This window comes from Pseudomonas sp. PA-7-1E (assembly GCF_021605325.1).
GTDB lineage: Bacteria > Pseudomonadota > Gammaproteobacteria > Pseudomonadales > Pseudomonadaceae > Aquipseudomonas > Aquipseudomonas fluorescens_BV.
This window is the reverse complement of record NZ_WKFA01000054.1, coordinates 12886-34331: the sequence shown is the minus strand read 5'-3', so window position 1 is coordinate 34331 and position 21446 is coordinate 12886. Positions and strand designations below refer to the sequence as shown.

Sequence of the window (21446 nt, the reverse complement as noted above, 5' to 3'; positions counted from 1 at the left end):
GAAGATCCATGTCAGCTATGAGTGGGTTGGGTGGGGGCTTTTTATTTGGACTGTATAACGCCTGTACACAGTTACTCGCCAGGGCCCTTGCGGTTAACATTAAACTTGTTTGAAGTATCCCCGCTTTATCGTCGACAGTTTTGCCTGCTCCTTTATATGTGCGGTTTCCCCTTCCCAAGTAGCAGTACTGTGTCGCGCCATATATAATTTTGCGCCAAACTCATCTATAGGTTTCACACCGTTCGCCCCTACATAACCATTGAACTTTCGGGGAGATATAGTGCTATCCGACCATCGCTCAAACCGGTTATCAGTCGGCTCCCCCCCCCAAAAATCTATCGGCCCTGGAATCGTACTTTCCAAGGTATCGTGCCCCTCCCGACTGGGATGAAACCCCGCCAACAAGTAGAAACCTGTAGCACTCATCGCCACGCCACTCGCTTCGACCCTTTGAATCGACTGTTCCTCAGCGTCATACGTCAACTCTAAAAGCAGCAGGGAACCGTAGCCTTTCCCCTCGGGCTTTGCATCAAACAAATGAACATCTGCAACTCGTTTCTCAGCGTCATCGCGCACCACATACTCTATATATCCATGAACGGAAGAGTTTTGTTCCTCACTACCATCAGGGTTGGCTCCCACGTAACTAATTCTGTTACTGCCATCTTGGAATGTTTGTCTGGTCACCAGTATATTGGCCGTGGCCGCGCCTCCGCTTGGCGGGATCCACACGTAAACTTGCGTCTCAGCGATGTGCGTAGATGATCGCTCTTGGATCACGCTGTTTTTTTTCAGCCAGGCTGGCAGCATTCTTTGAAATAGAGAGGGCGATGCCGACTTGTTGATCTCTTCTTTCGTAGGTACCAGACCTTCATCATCTCTGAGCAAAACCGGATTATTTCTGACCATTCTATACAGATTCAAACCGTCGATCCGTCCCGCCGGATCAGGGTTAATCCAACGCTGTAACCACGGCACGTAGTACCTGAACCCATAGTAATAAAGCCCCGTCGCATCCCGCTCCTTGCCCGAATAACGCAACGTGCGATAACTCTCTTCGCTCGAATCACCCTTCTGCGTGAAGGCCGTCGTACCAAACGGATGATACGTCTCGCGAGTGATGATCCGCGCTTCACTGTCCAGTTCCAGCGAACAAGAGCCCAGATGATCGCTAAGGGTGTAACGGTATTGATCATTCGCCAGTTGCTGCGGCACCGCGCCTTCCCAATGCAACACCTGCACCGTGGTGCGGCCGGCCTGGACGGTGACGACGTGCAGTTTCTCGCCATCCCCATCGCGCGTTTCCAGCCCTGGTAGATATCGGGTCTCACTGACCAAGGTGCGGGCGTTGGTTTGCGTCGTGCGCACCTTGCGCTGGCGCATGCCGTCGGCACCGTAGACGTAGCGCTCGGTGTCATTGAGGCGCAACGTGCGCTCCACCATATGCACATGGCTCAGTTGGTTACGTGCATCCCAACTCAGTGTTCGGCCCCGGTCCAACATCAACAGGTTGCCGCTGGCATCGAAGGCTTCGGCAATCTCCGCTTCGGTCGGTGGCCTCCCGCCCACCTCGGGCAGGCAGCGATTACTGTGCTTGGCCGCCGTCAACACACGCCCATGTTGCTGTGGGCCGTGGTGGATCAGCTCGAGCAAATTGCCGCCAGCGTCGTAGCGATAGGTTTGACGATAGTTAGCCACGGCAGCCGGATCCTCGAGATGAGCAGGCCCGCGATTAGCGCTGCCGGCCTCCCAGCCGGTGGCTTCGATCAACTGGTAAAGACTGTCGTAGGTATAGCGGTTGATCGGCTCGATGCGTTGATTGGCAAAGAAGCGCACCGGCAGGGCCTTGTCTTCAAGGCTAAGGATATTGCCCACCGGGTCATAGACGTAGTGCAAATCCTGTAGCGGTTCGTCGCTAGGCCCGGCAGCGCTCAGACGGTTCAATCGCCCGTCTTTCGGGCAGTAATCAAACCGACTGGTGACCTGGTTGCCTGCCGTTTGCTGTTCTATCTGTCCTTGAGCGTTGTAGTGAATGTCATGTACCAGCCGCTGCGCGGCGGTCGCGTTTTTCAGCTGCAGCCAGGCCTCGCGCAATCGGCCGTCGATGGTGTGATTGAAACGCTGCCGATTACCCTGCGCATCGGTTTGCTCCAGCACATTGCCCACCGGGTTGAACTGCAAAGTACTGCGAGCACCGGCTGCTTGCTCAAGCAAATCATCCCGCTCATTAAGGGGCAGTGGCCAATCAGGCATATCCAGGCTTTGCAGAAAGTGTTGATACTGTTCCAGCACCGCGCCGGTCAAGCCGAACTCATTGAAATGCTGCGTTCCAGCCGGAGTGTCGTGGCGGATCAACTGGCCGCATTGGTTGTGCGCGGCAAAGTGCGGCGACGCATCGGCGTAGTGATGACGTTCGACGCACGCAGCTTGCTCGAACACCGCCACAGGCCTTAGCAAACTATCGTATTCAACCTGTCGCTCATTACCGCGAGCGTCCCACGCTTGCACCTGTTCAGCCGCCTGCGTGAACAGGCTGACACGCCATCCTGCATCAACGCTGTGGGAGCTCAGTACCTTGCTGCCAAGCGAGCAAACCTGCGTCAGGTTGGCCCGCTCCGCCAAACGCGGGTCCCACTCGGCCACGACTCGGCCCGCACCGTCGAAGCCACTACGACTGCTCCTTGCCTGCGCCTGCTCCCGCCCACTCTCACGCCAATAGCGCACCGTGCGCACCGTCAGCCCGCGAGGGTCGCTCACACTCAGGCCTGGGGTCTGCCGGTGCAGCGCAAGGGCGGTCATTGCAATGTCTTCCCCCGGGCCTCTTTCATCGCCATCACCTCTTCATAGGTGTCGTTTTCATCCTCGTAAATGCTGTACCAAGGCCAGTAGGTATGACGCCGCAGGTAGTCCTCCTTGGCGAGGACGGTACGAGTAGGACGGCCCAACGGGTCATAGAATTGTCGGTCGCTGTAACCGTGTTGCCTGAAGCTGACATCGTTGATGTAGCGATGATGATCGGCAAAATAGGGCCTGTAGATGCGCACAATCAGCCCCTTGTTGTTGTACTCGACCCGCTCGCTGACCCGCCAGCGCTCAACATCCTGTACCGTCACCGGCCGACAATTGCCGTCAAGCGCCAACGAGCCATCTTCCTGTACATGGTAGGCATAACCGCGCTCGACCTTTTGCTTGCTCTGCAAGGCGCGACCGAAACCGTCCCAACAGCTCAAGGCGACGCGGATTTGTTTTTCCGGATCGAGCGGGTAGCGATCAGCCTGCAAGGTAACGGCGTGAACAGGCTCGCGGCGCACCTGAGGGATCAAGCTCAACAGGCGTTGTCGCGCGGGCGTCAATGCATCGGATGGCGAGAGCAAACGGGCCGACACACGAATATGCCCGCTGGGTAGCAAGTCGCCCTGCGCTACGCATTCGTCCAGCCATTGGCGATCCTGCAGGTCGGCGTCAGGCACTCGGCCCATCCAACTGAACGGGTCGGCAAAGTGCGCAGTGGCGGCATCCTGCAACGCCGCGGCCGGTGCATCAATGATTTGGCCAGGTGTGCCGCCGAGTGGAGGACGGTAGTCATCGAGCGACGCAAAGCCCACGGGTTGACCACGTTCGGTGCCGAAAAAACTGGTGGCGATCACCTGGCCGAATGCCCCGTAAAGCACCTCCTGAGTGTTTTGATTGGGGTCGATAATGCGCGCCGGTTGCAGCAAGCGATAGTCAATCGAATCCACACGCGTCTCACAGCCGTCAGGTAGGCGTACCCGAGTATTCAGGCAGCCATAGGGGTCGTAACTCAGATGGGTCACACCATGACTGCGGGTTTGCTGCACGGTGATGACGTTATAGAAACCCGCGAGGCCGGCGTAGGTATTGAAACCGCGCTTGACCGACCACAATGGCGCTTGCGCCCCGTCGATGGACGGCAGAACCAGGCGCATTTTGTGGTACCCGACCTCCAGGAGTTTTTGCTCCAGGTCAAACGGCATTTCACCCTCGTCATTGCGCAGCAAGTCGTACGCCTTGAGCGCTGCCTCATCCAGCTCGGCAATTTCCAACTCATCGGCCAAGGCCAGGAACATGGCCTCTCCATCCGGTAAGGGGTGAACCCCGGACAAGTCCCGGTAGCGCTGCACCGACTGCCCCACCAGTGTTCGCTGATCTTGGGGATTCAAGGGGTTTGCGGCGGTTTGCGCGATAAAGGCTTCATAGCTGATCGCGTCGGGTTGCAAGCCGTTGGGACCAGAGCCCTTACCCAGCACCAGCGCGTTGTCACGTTGCTGAAAAGGCAGGGCCAGGCGCCAGCCCTGTGGGTGTGTCAGGTGAATAAACCGCGCCAGGCTTTCACTCAGGTAGTAAACCTGCTGCGCCGAATCATGGGCATCACACCACCAGCGTTTCTGCGGTGTGATTTCATTCGGGTCCACCTGGCAGGCCGGATCATCCTGGGCCGTCAGGCGCCGGGCATAACTGACCCTGACGCCATGGGTCAGGCTGCCAAAGGCATCCCAGCGCAGGTTGATCCCGTGCTGGCACTGCGGGTCATCGACCTGTTGCTCGTACTGGTAGGCGATCGACTCCAACGATAACGCCAGCATCACCTTGTAAGGTGCGAATTGACCGCCTACTGGCCGATCCAGCACGCGTACCAGGTAGCGGTTTTGCTCGACGCTATAGGGGACGTCGCCTGCGTTGCGCCCTCCATAGGTTTCCACACGCAATACCTGGCCTGCCAGTGCTTGGAGCATGCCAGGCAACTCATCGGCCTGGGGTACGACAAGTTCATCGACACCGTCGGCTTCGTGATAATGGCTAAGCAAGGTTGCTCCCAAGGGGTGAGCGGCCAGATCACCGTTGAAATACTCATCGCACGCTGGGTCGATCACTTGTCCGACATGAAACCAGGTCTTGCGCAATACCGGCTCACTGAAACCCGACTCCGGTGATGCCTCGGCAGCAGTGTCGGTATCAGTCGCCAGGAGCAGGGCAAAACCTCGAAACGTTCGTACCTGTCCGTCGTAAAAACCTTTTCGATATTCGAACCGTTGCGTCAGCCGATTGCCCGTGATTTCGTCACATTGAACCTGCTCACTCACCACCGGCACGGGGAAAGGTAAACGACACACGGCCGGTTGATCGCTGGCGAGCAATTGCTGCTTTTCATCCAGCCACTCCTGGGCCGAACTGCGATATTTCACGCTCGCGGCGGCGCCTTGGTTGTTATTGGTGGCACATAACAAATAGGGTTTGGCTGCGACAAAGTCATACCGCCAATGCATGGGCGACATATGCGGCACCGTCAACACCAGGCTGGAGCAACCCAGCCCTTGCAAGTCAGCGGTACTCACCCGGCAAAATCTGTCATAGCGAACGTTTTTGGGCCAAGGAAGCTCGACGGCGTCGTCAAAGCCGTTGCCACAACGGTTCATGAACACCAGCGCGCACTCGGCTTTCAAGTAGACCAGGTCTGCGGCACCGGAGCCGTCCAGATCCGCGAGCAAGACCCGCGATGCATCGAACTCGTCATAAGCAAAACCCAGCGTGCTGAACCTGAACCCTTTACCAAAGCGGCCTCGCCCCAGGTTGGGCCAGCATTCAAGCCGGTCGTGGCGGATGCGGATCAGGTGCTGCTGGCCGCTGCCGAGCACGTCACTGAAGGCGACCAACTCGGTGGCGGCGTTACTGATCAACGGCAGATCATCCTCGCCTTCCTTGCGCTTAACCTGGGTGGCGGGGGCAAACCCCGCTTGCCGCTGGTTGGCATACAAACGTACGCTGCGCGGGCCGATCATCGCCAGGTCAGACAAGCCGCCCCCCATCAGATTGGCCAATTGCCCCTGGGGATGAAAAAACTCGTGAGGGAAGGCGTCCACGGTCGCGAAGTTCGACCAACTGCGGTCCGGGTTGCAGGTAAAAAAACCACACAGCCCAGGCTGGGCTACGACCCATTCAAGGCAGCCATCACCGGTGAGGTCGCTTAAAAACTGCCGGGGTGCTTGCAGGCGGTCAGCTATCGGAATCTCTGGCAACTCATGCCAATCGTCATAGGCCACGTCGTCAGGGTGGCTCGCCGCCTTGGCCCGCATAGGTGCGCGGTAATACCAGGCTTTATCGTCAGAATACAAAATGCCCGGAAAACCTTCGCCGTACAGGTCGACAAATTGATAACGCTGGCCGTCGTCAAGACCCGGCATCGTTTCAAATGGCTGATAGCGCTGGGGATCCGGTGCGAGCTCGAACGCGTTATAGATGAACTCCAACGGCGGCCGACTCTGTACCTTCCCGGCCCGGTCAATGGCTTGTTCATGGGCCGCATGCAGCAGGCTATAACCCAGTGACGATGGCCGATATTCAAGCAGTAGTCGGCGCACCAGCACGGGCGCCGACCCCATGTCTGGCTCATCGGGAAAGCAGTGGAACATCAGCACCTGCCGACACAGTTGTCGCGTCCTGAGCTCAAAACCATAGACATAGCTGGAGAACGGGTCGCTGCGCCCAGGCCATGCCTGGGTGGCCTCATAAGGTGGAGCGGTCATGAGGGCAGTAGGACGCTCACCATGATCGAACACCAGATGAAAATGCCATAGCACGCCTTGCCCAGCCTCAACGCGCCACGCATACAGCTGGTCATCGGCGAGCGCATTGCCGTAAAGCACCTTGCTCAAGTAACGCTGGGCACCTGCGTGATCGCCGGCCTGATAATGGTAGACAATATGCTCGCCACGCGGGTTGAGGCTTTCTTCGAGCAGCCACTCCCCCACACGCGCATCGACATCCGGGTCGGCACGTCGTGAAGCAGCGGTTTTGCCGTACAGGTGCAGATTGCCGTCCGCACTGTGAATCAGCCAGAACCCCCCCGGGTCGTCGGTATCGGACCAACGCTCGATCAGTGCAAATGCGCCTTCGGTGCGAGGCCAGTAGCGTACAACGGTGTAAGGCCCCACCGGCAAGCCGTTATAGGCCGTCTCGACCCTTGAAACCTCTGTACCCGTCATCGGGTTGCGTTCCGGCATCCAGGGCTCCCCATCCGGCCCCAGGATCACGTCTTCATCGGTATACGCCGGCACCCCTGTGGACGTTCGTCGAGTGATCGCATTGGGCGTCTTGCCCCAGCCTATTCCGAACGAGCTGTTGCCGTTGGTGCTGCTGTAACCCAGCGTCAGGTCCGGGGCAAAACCCCGCCCGGGGGAGATTGGCAAGGGCAGCTCGAACGATGCACCACCGCTGATACCGACCGGTCCCAGGCCGTTGCCGATACTCTGGATGGCGCCACCGCCCTTGGGCAGGGACGGCGCGGCGATTTGCAGCGACTCGTCATGGTTCACTATGCCTCCTCCTAGCCAGCCTTGGCCGTGTAGTGCAGCTTAAGGATGATGTCGGTCAGCGATTCGAACAGGCGGTTCCGCGCCGCAACGTCAGTCGAGGTGAATTCCAACGCCCAGCTTGAAATAGCGCCCGTACCCTCAAAGGGCAAATAACGCTCATCGTCGAAACTGAAAGTGAACAGCCCATCGTCATCCACCCCGCCAGACAAAACGATTTGCTGGCTGGCCCGCAGGTTTTCCTTGAGGGTGTCGCCTATCTGCACGGCACTGTAGGTTTGGGTCAAGGTGGCGTGAATGTCTTCGTAGGGCCCCAGGACCACAGGCAACGACACGCTGATACGTTTGATCCGGCGCACGCTATGCCCAGGGTAATTGCTGTCGAACATGGGCTGCGTCAGCTGGAAATCGACGCGGCAGTTGTCTATCAGGCCAAGCTTGATGGTGTCCCAGTCCTGATTGATGGCGGAGGTCGGATCCTTGTCCTTGAGTTGGCGCAGGGACACCGTCTTGGTGATCTCCAGCCGTCGTTCATTGCGACTCAGGTACGCCGAATCCATTTTCAATAAGGACAACTTCAACGCCTCGCCGGCGCTCAAGCCTCGGTAGCTGTCCTTCCAGACGCCCGCCTGAATAAAGCGCGTGCTGAAGTCGGCGAGTTCAAATTGCCAACAGGCTTCGGCGGCCAGACACAGCGCCAAGGTGGCATCGTAGGCCTGGTAATAGAAGGTCGCGAACTGGCCGTTGAGCCATTGATAGAGTTGCGCATTGCTAAAACGGGTGCGCAGAAAATCATAGCTGGCCAACGCCTGATCCTGGGCGACGCGGGCCTGGTTCAATTGCAGGGTGGTGGCGCGGGCCTGTGCTTCAAGCACTTGCATTTGTGCCTCGATCTGGGCAATTTCCAGCGTGGCTTGGTCACGGGCTTGCATCCATTCCTGGTGGCGGCGGCGGAAGTTTTCAGCGCGGTCCGTCGCCTCCGCAATGGTATGGAGCATCGCCGCCCTGGCTGAAGAATAGGCACTGACCATTTCGGCGACGCCCTCCAGGCGCCATCCCCCGGAGGACGCTACGGCAACGGCACCATTAGTCAAACCCGCGTGAGCCCCGCCGCCGCCGCCAGCCGAATTGGGGGGGGCCTTCAGGCCACTGCCAACGGCATTGGCCACCTGACTGATGTTGTCCAACACCCGCCCTTCCAAGTGCAGCGCTGCAGCAGCTTTTTCACCGGCATTCACCACTTCATCGGCCAACTTACGGTAGAAATCCAGGCGTCCCTGAGCCAGTGCCTTACTCGCCTCCAGCGCTTTTTTCTGCTCAAGGTCGATCTTTTGTGCCTGCTGCTGAAGGTCCACCGCAAATTGGGCGAACTCCCAAGCCTGGTGGTATTGCAGCTCCTGCAGTTGCGCCTGTTCCTTGCGCTCGATCAATGACAACAACGTATTGCCAAATTGGATCAGGGTTTCCACAGCACTGCTGGCACGGTTGTGCATCACACTGTAGCGATAAGGTGGCACCTCCTGGGCCAACAACCGCGCGGCACCACCGGAGGCCGCGCCCTGACCGAACGCCGCCAGCAGATCGCGCGGGTTCAAGGGGGCGGCAAACAAGGGCAGCATCAGCGGCTTGCCGTCCAGCGTACGGTTGTTACGCAGGTTGTCCAGGCGCGCCTCGGCGGTATCCCAGTTCTGGACCAACTCACGGTTGAAGGGCAAGCGCAGGTATCTGTTATCCAGATCAAGCAGGGTAGGGTCGGGCGCGAAAGTGCGCAGGTACAGCGGCGGTTCGGCGAAGTGGTAGAGCGACTCGCCATCGTTGGCCGCGGCACTCTCTTCGCGTAGTTGGTCCTGCCGGATCAGGCGCTGTTCGAACTCGCGCAATTTTGAGTTGGTGGCGTCGCTCAGGGTTTTCAGGGGGATCGGTTGCCAATGGTCCACCACGTTGATATCAGGGCGCGGCCCCAGCAGGTCAAGCACGCGCACGTACCACAGCTTGGCCGCTACGAGGCTGTCGGGGGTCAGTTGCCGGTAGGCGGCGTCACCCCGGTCCAGCAGGTTCTTGATGTAGAACATGTAGATCGCCTTGCGATAGCGCACCGGATGACTACTGGCAATACCGTCCGGGTCGGCGGGTTTGCGCGACACGTAGTCCATTTCTACCGGGTCATCCATCAAAGGCCGTACGTTCCAGTAGGCCGGACGGCCCTTCTCGTCTTTTTTGCGCGAAGGGTCGAAGATAAAGCCCAGCCACTGTTCGGCGCCTTCGAAGTTTTGCTCCTGGTTCAGACGGTGGCTGACCATGAAAGGCAGGTGCAGGAACAACTCCCAGAAATACAAGCCGTTGGCACCGTGAAAATCCATCTGGTTAATGGCCGCTGGTGGATTGAGAGGGGGCTCTTCAAGGAGCTGAGTATCCCAGGACAGCAGGTTTTCCAGGGCGATATTGGCGCGGTTGATCAACTCGCGTGCAAACAATGTATTCATGCGGATTGGTTGGCGTGGAGCGGTGCCGGCATCGTTTAGCTTTATGCCAGAGTTGGTGAAATCGATGAATTCGGCGATGCCCAGAGTTGGGCTGGCACGGGTGTTGATGCGAGGGGCGATCAGCGGTGTGGTGACTTGCGCGACAAGCTCCAGTTCTACGTAGGTCATTTTCAGGGCATGCCCCAAGACCTGCCAGGTGGTACCGTTGAACACCTTGATACCATGGATAATCGGAATTTTTTTTGAGCCGATGGGCCAGGCTCCCGGCCAGTCAGGCAATAGGGTTTCAGGGTTAATGGGGAGCTTTAAAGTATGGGTGTCGGGTGGATTTATTACTGCGAATCCGCCGGAGTGCCAAAGTGACGCCGCGCCAGGGTTAGCTGCCATCGGATCACTCAGATTCAGAGGTCGCAGAATAACGTGCTGAAAAACATAAACAGGGGACTTTATAAACTCCTGGACCTCAGCGTTACGGACTCCAGCTGGCCCATTCATTACTACATATTTTAATTCTAAATCGGGGTGCATCATAAAATCACGCAACCGCACAGCAACCTTAGAAGCTATTGATATAAAACCATTTGCATCCGGCAGATCAAGAGTACAATAATCAACATTGTATGTATCACGCAAGAAATGAACCAACAACCCGCTTCCAATGTATCCATTAGTAGGAAAAAATAACAAACTAACCTTAAACCTCCCCCCACCACTAAACTGCGAACCACTCAACACTTGAATTCTAGAACCGCTCAAAAGCGTCTCATAGTCCGACATTTTCTTTTCGGGCAAAACCATTTCAAGCTTATATCTTTCTCGCGTCTCCGATTCAAAAGCCGGTATAGAAAACGTCGCATTAGGACGCATTGAGAATACAGCTGATATTTTAGATTTAAACAACACTTCCCCTGTAGACCTATCATAAGTAACATCATCTCCACGGGAAGGGCTAGCAATCGAAACTTGCCTCTCTTCAAAATTCCAGTTATCCAGCCCTTGGTGCGGTCGATGCGACTCGACACTTTTCAGCGCTATACTAAGCTCAGGCACTTTGAACTGAAAACGCCCTTTATTATCCTGAGCAAATAACCGTCCCACCCTCAAGACATGGGGTGCCTTGATCTCCTTTCGAGTTCCGATACTGGGCACATACCCACGATTGGGAAACAGCGCCGTTACATTAAAGTTTTTATCGATCATCGCCGTTTTTAGAAACGCATATTGATCCGCCGCACCATCCGTTGCATTACCTGCGGTATACCCCATATACATCGCCACAAACATCGACTCCGGCATCGTCGAACTGTCGGCCACGGCAATGCTCTCAACCTGCTCCGCCAAGTCCATAGTCTTGAACAACGGTGACCCACTCCAGGCTTCAATGACGGTTTGCGGCATACTCCAACTGTCGTCGTACTTCTTGTAGACCATGTTCAAACGCAACATCGGGTTACTGTGTACTTTGATAACCGGTGAGCCCGGATCTGGCGGTATGGGGGTACCACCTGGGAGATAACCTTCTTCAACCGTCATCTGAGCAGGGTTGTTATCCACGCACTCCACCCACAATACAAACAGGCGGTTATTGAACAACACTGGCCTGATGGTGCGCTCAATCGCACTGGCCGAAATCGGCAAGTTAGCCTTGTGCCAGTCTGACCACGCCCCCGGCTGCGGATAATCGAACTTTGGCCGGTTGGGATCCGTGCCGTTGAGGTTCATGTAAGTACGCTGGGACATATCCACCGAGCGCCAGTAGTACACACTCTCGGCCCGGGACTTGCCGATAAAGTAATACATGCCATTCTTGAAATCAGTGGTATTGATGTATCCATTGATAATCGTCAGGTTGGCCACTTCCTCAAAGCTCGCCAGATAAGACAGCACCGCTTCCTGAGTGGTGTCGATCTCGATCTTGTTCTGATTGAGGTCGTTTTCCAGTTGCTGGAAATACTTGGATTTGGTCAGGCGCAACGAGGGGTCGATATACAGTTCCGGGTAATAGCTCAACTGCTGGTTGGCCGCCCAGATGGGGTATTGGCAGTCGATCTCGCGCCACTGCCTGATCAGGTGATCTTCCATCACTTTGGTTTCATAGCCCGGCTCCATGCCCATCAGCGCGGCATTGATGTACTGCTGAATACTGGCGATGGCCGAGGCCACCGGGCTGGTGGGCACGGCCTGGCTGACCTGCACATCCAGCAGCTTGTATTGGTAGAGGTCGTTGGCGGTCTTGATTTTGTCGCTCAACTGGGCGTCGACAAACTCCGCTGCGTTCGGTACCACCTCATCCAGATAGTAGGCCACCAGGGCATCGCGCAGGGTTTCGTTGAGCTGGCTATCGATTGAGCTGGACATGCTCGCTCCTTATTCATCGTAAAAGTGCGCAGGCGCTCAGCGCCGGGCAGCCATGACCGCATTGCCTACCGCTTGCCAGGCCACACCCGTACTGTCGCCGTGCAGGGCTGTGGCCCTGAGCAAGTCCGCCGCAGCCAGGCCGCTGGCGGCACAGGTGGCTTGGCTGCGCAGGATCCAGTCGATGTCGGCCATGGAGCAGGCGCGCTTTTGCGCCAGCAGTTGGAAAAGCTCATGCACGTCGTCCTGCCGCCACCCCAACAGCCTGGCCAAAACGGAAGCGGCCTGGTCGCTGACTGCAGCGCGCAATGTTTTGTTTTTGAGCGCTGTTTTTCCGGGGTTGGCCGCGATGAAATAACCCAGCAATGCCTCCTCCGCCTGGCTTTGGCCATGAAACCACTGACTGTAGCGGCTCAGCAGGTAGAAGCTCTTGAGGTTCAACTCCAGATTTCTACCCGGAACTCCCAGCCATTGCGGATTAAGCAAAAACACACGCAAGGCACTGGTGCTCAACCGCAGGTCCATCACCACTGTCCCATGACGCAATACACGCTCGAGTTGATTGATCAATGAGTCAGTGGCGGCTGCAGTAGCCAGCCCCAACACCGCTGACAACAGGGCGTGTACCGAGGTTTGTGCCCAACGCAGTACAACTTGGGTGCGGTCCATCGGCAGGTTGATCATTTCTTGTGCCAAACCTTCGATCAGCCGCAGTTGGTGGTCATGGCCGGCCAGCAACAAGCCGGCAAGCTTCGCCACGCTCTGCTCACGCTCATCGGGGAAGAGGTTCAACTGCCCCACTCGATAGTTAATCGCTTCTTGCAAGTAATGATGGGGGTCTTCGAGACCTGTGAGCGGAACAGGCCTCACCAGTCCCTGCGGGTCCAGCAAATACTGCAGCACTTCGCGCCATTTGATGGGCTCTCGTGCGGCAGCGGACTTGGGCCGTTCATAAACAGGCAGATTCAGCGCCGAGATCTGCTCATCGGTAATCAATACCTCTCGCGTCGCGGCGGCCAATATGCCCAAGCGGTCCACCAAGCCTTGGGGGGGCAGGTAATCTCCAGGCTCCAGGCCCAACGCGCGCCGTACCCCGGTAACACTTTGCTTGCTGTCCTTGAGCCAATTCACGGCCCAATCCATCTGCATCAACACATCGAGAACGTCAGGCGCGGGCGCCATTGCATCCTCTTCCCAAGCCTCTACGGTCGGTAGGTGTCTTTTAGGCAGCGTGCCGCACTTTACTTGCAGGTGGTGAACTGAAGACGGTTGGCTGGTTATTACCTCCCAAGCTGTCCTTGAAAGGCGCTTGCCGCTGAGCGACAACGTCCCACCAGCGCTCAACGGTTCAAGCGTAAGCGCGCTGCCGTCAGGATTGCGCACGAAGTTTTCTTCGTCTGAATGCTGGGGCTGCCGTTCCAGGGTAAACACCCGCGTGCCAGCTGCTGATGCAAAGTCGGTCCCCGCCAGCACAAACAAGGCTGAACCTGGCAGCAGACGCAATAAGGTACCTTCATGCGCGGCATCAACCACCAGCACCAGCCTGATGCTCATATCGCTGGCGCCCTGCGCAGTCAACGACCATGGCCTGAGGGACGACAATGAGGGTTGTAGCAGGCGCCCGGTACAGAGTAATCGCTGGTACTCCAGCCCCCCCAGCATATCCACCAGGCCCCAGCCTTCCTCCGGCGACAAGCCAAACATTTGCGGAATACGCGCCTGACGGTAGAGCGAGGACAGGGTGCCAAGGTCGCGGAGTAACGGCCCAACAAAATCCTTCGTTTGGTTGGCCAAGCGAGAAAGCGATGACTCTGTAGGCTCAAGGCCGAGCGCGGCACAGAGTTGTGCGACGATTTTTTTGTTCGCCGCGTCTGTCCCACTGACATTAAAGGCGGCTCTATTGAGTTCCAACGGCGTATCGAACAGCGCAGCAGGGTTAAAGACTTGGTCAAACAGCGGCACCTTGTCACCCGTGGCGTAAGGCGTGAGATCGTGGAGGAACGCCGCAAATTCTTCGGGCTTGATGCCATAACGTCGGCTGAAATAACGATAAACACCCAAGACCCGCAGGGTATTGGTGTTCAGGTCCATGGTCAGGTTGTGTTCACCCTCGCTGCGGATGGCGCAAATGAGCAGCGTGTCCAGTTCGGCATAGGACATGTCCATACCCAGGTCTTTCTTCAGCCAGCGCTGCAGACGAATCATGCGTTGCAGGCGGTCAAACCGTTGAGGGGACGTTTTAGTCAGGTACCAGACCGTGCGGCTACCGAGCGTGGTTTCCTTGAGGCCCATGGAATTGTCGAACTGGTCCGCACACGTCGAGACAACGGTAGCAGGCACAACACTGTCATAACGCTCGCTGCCATGGCCGTTGACATAACACGCGCCATAGTGAGAGGCGTGCGGGTATGCCTTGCCGACGCCATTGCCCCCCGTCCATTGTGGGTTGCCGCTGGGGCAATTGGGAGACACGTGGGGGAAATGCTGACGCTGGGATAAAAGCGCCTCGACCTGCTCGGCATCCAGCTCCGAACGTTGCATGAAGGTCTCGAGCTGCACCAGTGGGTTGTCAACGTGACCAATACCTTGGAGACCGTAACTGCGCTGAAAAAACTCCTGCTGCTCGGCCGTCCATGTCACGTACTCATCCAGGACAATGGTGAAGCTGAGTACCGCCAGTGAAACGGGCCTAGTGGTAGTGCCCGTGGTGGTGGTGACAGTAAATGAGGCTCGATAGCCCGGTTCGATAGGAAACGGTTCTTCTCCCCCCCAGCGGATAACTGTGCAGATTGTTGAGGTATTCGCGGGGTGAAGATAATTAGGCGTCCAAATATTAGCCGTGTTCGCATATAACGGCGTCCCAGAATTAATCCAGAAAAGACCCTCTCGTTTAGTATCGTCAGGCCCCGAGAATTCAATCGTTGCCGTGCTCGTCAATTTCCCTTGGTTGACTAAGGTTTCTGCCTGAGGCACAACAGACTTCAGGCTTGACTGTGGGGATATCAGTAAAGCAATCCTGATGGCCGAATGCGGACTCAGATGAGAAGTCCCCGGCCCTGCCCAGGTCTGCGTCAGCTGAGCCTTCGATAGATAAAACGTGGTGAACAATGAAGGTTCGATCAACAGTTGCTGTTGCTGAGGGCTTAACCCCGACATCAACAGTTGCGCTTGCGCTGCAGTGTTCTGCACCACGCCATAATCGTTCAAGCCCCGTTGGCTGATGGGCAACTGCAAGCTGATGCGATAGTTCAACTCCCCCAACTCAAGCTTCTTTTCGGCCAGCCCCAATCGGCATTGGTGGTGAGGGTAGTAATACGGAAACATGAACGGATAGCGCCGCTCGGCCAGTACGTCGTAAATCGGCTTGTTGGCATCCGGCTTTCCTGTCCGGTACCGGGCGATGTCGGCCATAAGTATCTCATTGACTAACTCCAGCATCGGTCTGGGGGTAAAGGTGCTTTGCTGGTCAATGATCAACCCCTCCAGATCGGGCCGCCGAGTCCTCAACAGAATCTTGGGCCGATCACCCTGGCCGGAGCCTTCCAGGGTGCGCGTAGCGAAACGATATTGAGCGCTGAGGTAGGCCACCGGCGAATCGACCGCCGCCATCGCGCCCACTTTGCAGAACTCATCCCAGTTTTCCTTGAACAGGTTCGGGAAACTCGGCCCGACATCGACCAGCGCACGCACACCGGTCTGCTGGCCCTGGTACTGGGTTCTGCCGTTGGATACCTGGTGTTCACGGTACAGCCGACCGATCTGCACCGCATAGCACATGGCATTGTCATAGGCCACCTCGCCATCCGCCTCGCAGATCTCACCCAGGCGTTGGACGAAGTGGGGCTTGGGTTGGGCGATGATGTCGAACACCGACGCCATGCCCAATTGCTGCATCGCGGTGATGAAGCTGACTTTTTCCAGGCCCACTTGCCGTTCGGGCTCGTTGACCAACGTAAGAAGCAGACGGTCAGTTCTCGAGTCGTTGTCCATGCCCACGCATTCCCTCAGGTAGAGATACACCGCTATGTCCAACAAACTGAGTGGTTCTAAAAAATAAAGAACCTGTGAACTCTGACAGTAGCGACGAACGGTGCCTGAGGAACGGCCGAACACCCGAGTTGCCTGAATTGGGCGAGCCTGCCGTTGGCGGAAACTGGCTTGGCTCTGGTGGAAGCTTGCATTGATGGCTTGCAGGCCGATGCTTGTGCTCAGTAAGTCAGTCATCGCGGGCGAGCCCACTCCCATAGTTTGACCGGGTACACCCTTGGAATAGGGTCAACCTGTGGGAGCTGGCTTGCCTGCGATGGCGTCCGTGCGGCCAGCACAATGCTCAAGCTAACCCATCCCGCCTACGCTTAAGTTAGGATGCTCGTTCCCTATTCGAGGTGGTCTCCATGTTCTTCGGCGTTCTCCTGATCATCACCTGGCTGATCCTGCTGCTGCGCTACCCGGCCAAGGCGCTGCCGGTATCGTTGGCCGCTGCCGTCGGCCTGGGGTTTGTCGCGGTTTGGGTGGTATGGCTGGACAATCGCGAAGCGTCACAACTGGCGCGTCTTGAGTTGCGCATCACCTACGCGCCGCAAGACTGCCCAGCCGACCGACCGCTCAAACTGACCCTCAACAACGGCAACGATGTACCGCTCACCGAACTGCGCTGGCGCGTGGCCGCCTACGCACCGGGCGATACGGTCAACCTGGCCGACAACGTCTACGCCGCCCCACGCTATCGCGGCCCCGGCGAGTTGCAGGCGGGCGCCACCTGGGATGACTGCCTGCCCACCCCGCCGCTGCGCCCCGGCTATCGCCCACAAACCCTGGAATTTCGCGCCGAGCACCTGCAAGGCAGTTTCTCGGACTGACAAAGGATGGACCCATGCCCAACGTACTGATCACCGGTTGCTCCAGCGGCATCGGCCGCGCCCTCGCCGACGCGTTCAAAGGCGCAGGCTTCGAGGTATGGGCCAGCGCCCGCCAACCCGATGACGTCGCCGCCCTCGCGGTCGCAGGCTTCAATGCTGTGCAGTTGGATGTCAATGACAGCGCCGCTTTACAACTCCTGGCCGAGCAATTGAGCGAGCTGGATGTACTGGTCAACAACGCCGGCTACGGCGCCATGGGCCCGTTGCTCGACGGCGGTACCGAGGCGATGCAACGCCAATTCGAAACCAATGTGTTTTCCATCGTCGGCGTGACCCAGGCGCTGTTTCCTGCCTTGCGTCGCAGCAGGGGCCTGGTGGTGAATATCGGCAGTGTTTCCGGCGTACTGGTGACGCCGTTCGCCGGCGCCTACTGCGCATCCAAAGCCGCCGTACATGCCTTGAGCGACGCCCTGCGCATGGAGCTGGCACCGTTTGGCGTGCGGGTGATGGAAGTGCAGCCCGGTGCGATCAATACAAGCTTTGCGAAGAATGCCGGCGCCCAGGCCGAGTTACTGATCCAGGAACAGTCGCCATGGTGGCCATTGCGCGACGGCATTCGTGCGCGCAGCCAAGCGTCCCAGGACAAGCCAACCCCGGCCAGTGAGTTTGCTGCAGACGTGCTCAAGGCGGTGCAGCAAGCGCAACCGCCGCGCCTGTTGCGTTCGGGTAACGGCAGCCGCGCGTTGCCGTTGATGGCGGCGCTATTGCCCAAGGGGTTGTTGGAGAAGGTGCTGAAGAAGCGCTTTGGCTTGGGCGGTAGGCTCTAAGGTTTCATGAAATCAATAAACGCCCGCACCTTCAGCGGCAAATGCCGCGTGTCCGGATACATCGCGTAAACCCCTTGCGGGGCAAAGCGGTGGTCCGCCAACAGGCGCACCAAGCGTCCCGCGTCGACATCCCTCTGCACCAACCATTGCGGTAAAACCGCCACACCGTGGCCGCGCACCGCAAATGCCTGAAGGACCGCCGCGCTGTCGGCCACCAAGGCTGACGGGCCGGCTCGATAAGGGTGGTCGAGACCTGCCGGGTCGGTGACGCTCAGTTCGCTCAAGCGGCCGTGGCCCAGCCTGGGCAACTGCTCCAACTCAGCCAGGGTTTGAACTGCGGCAAACTGCGGCGCCGCGACGGCGAACACGTCGAATGTGGACAACTGCACGGCGCGGTGATTGGAGTCCAGCAAGCGCCCCAGCCGAATCGCCACGTCAAAACGCTCGGAGATCAGATCGGCGTGGGTGGAGGATGTGGATAAGTGGATATTCAGGTCCGGGTGCAGGCGTCGAAAGGCTTCTACCGCCGGAGCAACTACAGCCAGGGCATATTCGACAGTGGTGGTGATGCGCAGGGTGCCTTTGAGCTGGGCATGTTCACTGCGGGCTTCTTCTACCGCCAGGCGGGCCTCTTCAAGCATGCGCGTGCAGCGCAGGTAGAAGCGCTCACCCGCGTCGGTCAGTGCCAGTTGGCGGGTGTTGCGGGTCAGCAGGGTGACGCCGAGTTCCGCTTCCAGGCGCTTGAGGTTGAAGCTGACCACGGCGCGAGTCTGGCCCAGCAGGTCCGCGGCAGCGGTGAGCGAGCCGGCCTCGACCACGGCCTTGAAAGTGTCAAAACGGTCCAGGCTGACCATGGTGGACGCCCTCCTTTGTCAAAAAAATTTTGACAAACTAGTAGGCAAACCGACGTATCCCAAACCCTGCGTGCGGCCTACCCTGCCGGCTCCACTCGCAGGAACGCGTTCATGACCTACCGCTCGAAAGTCGCCTGGATCTTTTTGTTGGGCTTTGCCCTGGACCTGGTGAACATGTTTGTCGCCACCGTCGCCTACCCGGATATCGCCCGCGAACTGCACGCCTCGGTCACCCAGTTAGCGTGGATCAGCAATGCCTACATGCTCGGGCTGACAGTGATCATTCCCTTGAGTGTGTGGTTGGCGGCGCTCATGGGCGAGCGCACCCTGATCGCTACCAGCCTGCTGCTGTTTGCCGGCGCATCGGTGATGGTCGGCCAGGCTGGCTCCATCGAAGCGTTGATAGCTTGGCGCGCCTTGCAGGGGCTCGGCGGCGGCTTACTGATTCCGGTGGGGCAAGCCATGGCTTACCGACACTTTCCCGCGGCCGAGCGCAGCCAATTGACAGCGCGGGTGATGTCGGTGGCGTTGCTGGTGCCAGCGCTGTCCCCGGCGTTGGGCGGGGTGATTGTCGACAGCCTGTCCTGGCGTTGGATTTTCTACGCCAACCTGCCTCTGGCGCTAGTGACCCTGCTGCTGGCGCTGCTGTGGATAAAACCCGATGCGCCTTTAACCGAGCGCCCGCCCCTGGACCTGGGCAGTGTGTTCAAACAAGCCGCCAGCCCGATGCTGCGCGTGGCAATGCTGGTTTACCTGTGTATTCCGGGGGTATTTATCGGCACCAGCCTGATCGCCATCCTCTACGTGCGTGGCCTGGAGTATGACGCCACCCAGACCGGCGCGCTCATGCTGCCGTGGGCACTGGCCTCGGCCGTGGCGATCTACCTGAGCAAGCGACTCTTCAATCGCTTTGGCCCCAAACCCTTGTTACTGGCCGGCATGGCGCTGCAATGCGGCGGTATCCTGCTGCTCAACGAGCCGACGCTGATTATTGCGGCCTACGTCTTGATGGGCCTGGGCGGCAGCTTGTGCAGCAGCACCGCACAAACCCTGGCCTTTCTGGATATTCCCGCCGAGCGCATGGGCCACGCCAGCGCGTTGTGGAACATGAACCGGCAAGTGAGTTTCTGCGTGGGCGCCGCCGTGCTCAGTGCAGTACTGTCGGCCTTGGATTCCTTCGCGATTACCTTCACGATGGCGGCAGCTCTGACCCTGTTGCCGCTTTTCGCAGTGTTGCGCCTGGATTCTTCCAGGGTACGCGCGCTGCTTCACCCTTGCAGCGAGCCCAAACATGATTGACTACAGCGATTTTTTTGAAGAAGTGATCCAGACCCACGTCGAGATCGAACAATGGTTTGCCGGCGTTGCGCCTGAGGGCACGCTGGAAAATCTGCTGGCGCGCTTCTCACCCGAGTTCAGCATGGTGGCGCCCGCCACCGGTACGCGGGTCAACACGGCCGGGGTCAATGCCTTGTTCACGCGCCTGGGCGGGATGCGTCCGGGGTTGAAAATCACCTTGAGCGAAATGACCGGGATTGATCGTCACGCACGCGGCGCGACGGTCACGTATCGCGAGCATCAGATTGACGACAGTGGCACCCAGACCGACCGCCGCGCCACAGTGGTGTTCGAGAAACAGGCCAGTGGCACGCTGCTGTGGCGGCACTTGCATGAGACCTTTATCAAAGCCTGACGCGGGTCTAGATGTATGAGGGGGCTTACATCGCCCACTGTAGGAGCGAGCTTGCTCGCGAAAAACCTCAACGATAACGCGTGCTTCCTGAATGAACGCGGCGCCTATGAGTTTTTCGCGAGCAAGCTCGCTCCTACAAAAGCCTTGACTGACTGGCATTAGGGCTTGCCCCTCCCACATTTTTTAGTTTTGTGTTGGGTTGACGATCACCGTGCAGGTAATCCCCGCCGCCAACAACACGCCCTCCGGCACTTCATCAATGTGAATCCGCACCGGCACACGCTGGGCCAAGCGCACCCAGTTGAAGGTCGGGTTCACATCGGCGATCAGTTCACGGCTCTCGGGGTTGTCGCGATCGTAGATGCCGCGCGAGATGCTTTCCACATGGCCCTTCAAGGTCTCGCCGCTCATCAATTGCATATCGGCTTTGTCGCCCACCTTCACGTGGGGCAGTTTGGTTTCTTCGAAGAAGCCATACACCCAGAACGAATTCATATCCACCACAGCCATCTTCGCTTCGCCGATACGCGCATAGTCGCCACGGTGCACGTTGAGGTTGGTGACATAACCGTCCACCGCCGCCAGCACTCGCGTGCGTTTCAAGTTGAGTTCGGCGGCCTCCAGTTGCGCCAGGGCGTGCTGATAATCGGCCAGGGCCGAGTCGGCGATGTTGCTGGCGTCGTCGCGGTTTTCCCTGGAGATCACCAGGGCGTCGAGGTCGGCGCGGCGGTGCGCGTTGACCTTGCGCATTTCCCAGGTGGCCTTGCGGGAGGCCACCAGCGATTGCGCTTGCTTGACGGCAATGCGGTAGTGCTCGGGGTCGATCTGCATCAGCAGGTCGCCTTTTTTCACCAACTGGTTATCGCGTACCGGTACGTCCACCACTTCGCCGGTGACGTCAGCCGCCACATTGATAATGTCGGCGCGCACCCGACCATCGCGGGTCCACGGCGTTTGCATGTAGTGCACCCACAACGTGCGGCCAATCCAGATCGCCAACGCCAGAACCAGCAAGGTGGCGAGCAGGCTGAAAAACTTTTTCATCGG

10 protein-coding genes are annotated in these 21446 nt (G+C 58.2%); 4 read left to right on the top strand and 6 right to left on the bottom strand.

Annotated elements, in window-relative coordinates:
* Positions 1–99 precede the first annotated feature (99 nt).
* The 4 genes from GIW79_RS24225 to GIW79_RS24210 are packed head-to-tail and all read right to left on the bottom strand — an operon-like array spanning position 100 to position 16390.
* Positions 100–2799 carry an RHS repeat-associated core domain-containing protein gene (locus GIW79_RS24225; protein ID WP_236453690.1) on the bottom strand — a complete coding sequence of 900 codons (2700 nt, stop codon included), beginning with the start codon at positions 2797–2799 and terminating at the stop codon, positions 100–102.
* Positions 2796–7331 carry a SpvB/TcaC N-terminal domain-containing protein gene (locus GIW79_RS24220; protein ID WP_236453693.1) on the bottom strand — a complete coding sequence of 1512 codons (4536 nt, stop codon included), beginning with the start codon at positions 7329–7331 and terminating at the stop codon, positions 2796–2798. The genes GIW79_RS24225 and GIW79_RS24220 overlap by 4 nt, the downstream gene beginning before the upstream one ends.
* An 11-nt stretch (positions 7332–7342) precedes the next feature.
* Complete coding sequence (locus GIW79_RS24215; RefSeq protein WP_236453695.1) at positions 7343–12169, bottom strand: neuraminidase-like domain-containing protein; 4827 nt, start codon at positions 12167–12169, stop codon at positions 7343–7345.
* 36 nt (positions 12170–12205) lie between these two features.
* On the bottom strand, positions 12206–16390 hold the full coding sequence (locus GIW79_RS24210) for a Tc toxin subunit A (RefSeq protein ID WP_236453698.1): 4185 nt from the start codon (positions 16388–16390) through the stop codon (positions 12206–12208).
* A gap of 170 nt (positions 16391–16560) precedes the next feature.
* Between GIW79_RS24210 and GIW79_RS24205 the strand changes: the two genes are divergently transcribed.
* Entirely contained in the window at positions 16561–17025 is a 465-nt protein-coding gene (locus GIW79_RS24205) for a hypothetical protein (protein ID WP_034126362.1), read from the top strand.
* Positions 17026–17039: 14 nt separating this feature from the next.
* Positions 17040–17852 carry an SDR family oxidoreductase gene (locus tag GIW79_RS24200; RefSeq protein WP_236453701.1) on the top strand — a complete coding sequence of 271 codons (813 nt, stop codon included), beginning with the start codon at positions 17040–17042 and terminating at the stop codon, positions 17850–17852.
* Here the strand turns inward: GIW79_RS24200 and GIW79_RS24195 are convergent.
* A complete protein-coding gene (locus GIW79_RS24195) occupies positions 17849–18706 on the bottom strand; it encodes a LysR family transcriptional regulator (RefSeq protein WP_236453704.1) in 858 nt (285 codons plus the stop codon). The two genes, GIW79_RS24200 and GIW79_RS24195, sit on opposite strands and share 4 nt — an antisense overlap.
* Positions 18707–18817: 111 nt before the next feature.
* Here GIW79_RS24195 and GIW79_RS24190 point away from each other — a divergent pair, with 111 nt between their 5' ends.
* Both GIW79_RS24190 and GIW79_RS24185 read left to right on the top strand, forming a co-directional pair.
* Positions 18818–20005 (top strand): MFS transporter, encoded by a 1188-nt coding sequence (locus GIW79_RS24190; protein WP_236453707.1) that lies wholly within the window; start codon positions 18818–18820, stop codon positions 20003–20005.
* Positions 19998–20399 (top strand): hypothetical protein, encoded by a 402-nt coding sequence (locus GIW79_RS24185; protein ID WP_054898825.1) that lies wholly within the window; start codon positions 19998–20000, stop codon positions 20397–20399. Before GIW79_RS24190 ends, GIW79_RS24185 begins: the two co-directional genes overlap by 8 nt.
* Before the next feature lie 183 nt (positions 20400–20582).
* Here the strand turns inward: GIW79_RS24185 and GIW79_RS24180 are convergent, their stop codons facing one another.
* A complete protein-coding gene (locus GIW79_RS24180; RefSeq protein WP_020301246.1) occupies positions 20583–21443 on the bottom strand; it encodes an efflux RND transporter periplasmic adaptor subunit in 861 nt (286 codons plus the stop codon).
* Positions 21444–21446 lie beyond the last annotated feature (3 nt).